Origin of the sequence: Psychromonas sp. B3M02 (assembly GCF_003318165.1) — a bacterium.
GTDB lineage: Bacteria > Pseudomonadota > Gammaproteobacteria > Enterobacterales > Psychromonadaceae > Psychromonas.
The window spans coordinates 1-2,780 of sequence record NZ_QOCB01000015.1 but is presented as its reverse complement, the minus strand read 5'-3'; the positions used below and the strand labels follow the sequence as shown (position 1 = coordinate 2,780).

The 2,780-nt window shown below is 39.0% G+C and carries 3 protein-coding genes; all 3 read left to right on the top strand.

Annotated features, from left to right (window positions below):
* On the top strand, positions 1-1,227 hold a 1,227-nt coding region (locus DS885_RS02430; RefSeq protein ID WP_113817818.1), incomplete at its 5' end, for a response regulator.
* A gap of 14 nt (positions 1,228-1,241) precedes the next feature.
* On the top strand, positions 1,242-2,225 hold the full coding sequence (locus DS885_RS02425; RefSeq protein ID WP_113817817.1) for an HD domain-containing phosphohydrolase: 984 nt from the start codon (positions 1,242-1,244) through the stop codon (positions 2,223-2,225).
* A 166-nt stretch (positions 2,226-2,391) separates the two neighbouring features.
* A partial coding sequence (gmk, locus tag DS885_RS02420) for a guanylate kinase (RefSeq protein WP_113817816.1) occupies positions 2,392-2,780 on the top strand: 389 nt, incomplete at its 3' end.

The window sequence follows — 2,780 nt, the reverse complement described above, 5'->3', positions numbered from 1 at the left end:
GTTTTTGAAGCCTTTGCACAAGCAGATGGGTCCATGAGTCGCCGCTTTGGGGGGACGGGTTTAGGAACAACCATCAGTAAACAACTTGTAGAACTAATGGGCGGGACGATTACAGCTAAAAGTGAACTAGGCAAAGGGTCAACCTTCGAGTTCAACATACCTGTTAAAAATGCGAAACAACCTAGTGCCATCAATAAACAGGCTCAACAAATTCAATTGCCGCAGTTAAGTATCTTGATTGTGGATGATATTGAGCAAAATATCGACTTGTTGAAGCTAGTATTAAAGCGCAACCAGCATTTAGTCTCAGTAGCAATTAACGGTAAACAAGCCATTGCTAAAATGGAAAGTGAGCAATTTGACCTTGTACTTATGGATATTCAGATGCCTGTCATGGATGGTTTAACAGCAGCAAGAATGAGGCGACAATATGAGCAAGAGAATGGTCTAGCTCGATTACCTATCATCGCTCTGACAGCCGGAGTTTTGCCTCAGGACAAGCAATCTGCTGTAGAAGCTGGAATGGATGGATTTGCCAATAAACCAATTAACGTGCCGCAATTGTTAAAAGAGATCACTCGCGTTCTCACCTCCGGTGATACACAAATGGCCGAAACGACGCCTATTGCAGAAAAATACCTGCGTGTAGACCTCGATAAGGGTGTTGAATTATGGGGTTCGAAAACCTCATTATTTAATGAAGTAACGGGCTTTTTAAACAAATCCAAAACACACATTGGCACCTTACAAGATTTACTCGACACGCAAGCCTGGCCCCTATTGGAAGAAGCTGCGCATAAATACAAAGGGGTAGCTGGCAACCTCGCTTTAAATAAATTAATGTACTCTTTTAAGGCTTTAGAAGACGCATGTAGAAAAAAATCAAAAGAAAAAGCATCACGCTTCTTAAGTGAGGCATTAAACGAGCTCCATGAAATAACTGAGTGTGCAGATAGAATGAGTTCAGCAACACATACAGCAATCGAAATAACCCCTAAACAACCTTCTTACACAGAGTTAATTGAAACATTACTGATGCTTAAAGAGCATGTGCAAAACAGTGAGTTTGATGATGACCTTCTCGATACGCTAGAGAAATTTGAGTCCGATCGGAAAAATGAAATAACAACGATTATTACAGCCTGTAACGACTTTGAATTCGACGTTGCATTAAACCATATTGACACTCTGGTTGAATCATTACAGCCAACTAACGAACCTGTTTAACAGAGTAAACTTAAATGCTAAATAATAAACAAACCCTATTAATCGTAGATGATGAACCGGTTAATTTAAAAGTATTAAATAACATACTTAAAGATCTCTATAAGTTAATTTTTGCTAAAAATGGAGCCGATGCACTGCGTTTAATTGAAAAAGATGCGCCAGATTTAATTTTACTTGATGTAATGATGCCTGAAATGACCGGGTATGATGTTTGCGAATATTTAAAAAAACAAGCTGCTTATAAATCGATACCTATTATCTTTGTTACTGCATTAAACGATGCTATCGATGAGGCTAAAGGGCTAAATTTAGGCGCTGTAGACTATATATTTAAGCCCGTTACTCCTGCTGTTGTTAAAGCAAGAGTCAAAACCCACCTATCATTAGTTGATATAGACGAGCTGAAAAGAACACGATTACAAGTGATTCAACGTTTAGGAAAAGCATCAGAATATAAAGATAATGAAACGGGTATGCATATTCTACGTATGAGCCATTATTCTAAAGTGATTTCGCTCGCTTGTGGTCATTCTCGTAAAGAAGCAGATGATCTACTGCATGCCGCTCCTATGCATGACATTGGCAAAATAGGTATACCTGACAGGATCATGCTCAAACCCGGAAAACTCACTGATGAAGAGTTTGAAGAAATGAAAAAACACCCTGAAATTGGTGCGGAGATTCTCGGCGAGTCAGATTCCGATTTAATCGAATTAGCCAAAGTTGTTGCTATGACTCACCATGAAAAATGGGATGGTAGTGGTTACCCTAAACAACTCAAAGGCGAAGAAATTCCCATCGTAGGGCGTATTGTGGCACTTGCTGATGTATTTGATGCATTAACCAGCAAGCGCCCCTACAAACATGCTTGGCCTGTTGAAGAAGCAGTTGATTTTATTAAGTCACAAAAAGGCAAACATTTCGATCCAAAGCTTGTTGATATTTTTGAGCAAGAGTTAGATAAAATATTAGAAATCAAAAATAACTGGAAAGATTAATTTCTTTGCAGTTTTTCAGTTTCCAATACACAACCAAATAGTCATAAAAATTTGCCAATATAAAAGACATTGCCGATAAAATAAGCCATAATTCGCCCCCACTAATCGGGTCGTTCAAAAAACAACCAAACAGCACTCAATTTAAAATAGTTTCAGGAAAATAATTATGTCCCATGTCGGCACTCTTTATATCGTCTCAGCACCAAGTGGAGCAGGAAAATCTAGTTTAATCCAGGCGTTATTAAGCGATCCATCAAACCAACCTTCACAGGTGTCGATTTCGCATACGACTCGCTCTCCTCGCCCTGGTGAGGTGAATGGTGAACATTATCATTTTGTAAGTGAAACAGAATTTAAACAGTTAATTGAAGAAAATGCGTTCTTTGAATGGGCTGAAGTATTTGGTAATTACTATGGTACATCACGTGTAGCGATTGAAGAATCTTTAGCGCAAGGCATTGATGTTATGCTGGATATTGACTGGCAAGGTGCTCGACAGGTACGTGAAGTGATGCCTAATGCCAAAGGTATTTTCATCTTACCACCAAGTCGTGA

Coding starts and splice junctions, on each gene's coding strand:
- DS885_RS02425 (WP_113817817.1), top strand. CDS start 1,242: ATGCTAAATAATAAACAAACCCTATTAATCGTAGATGATGAACCGGTT.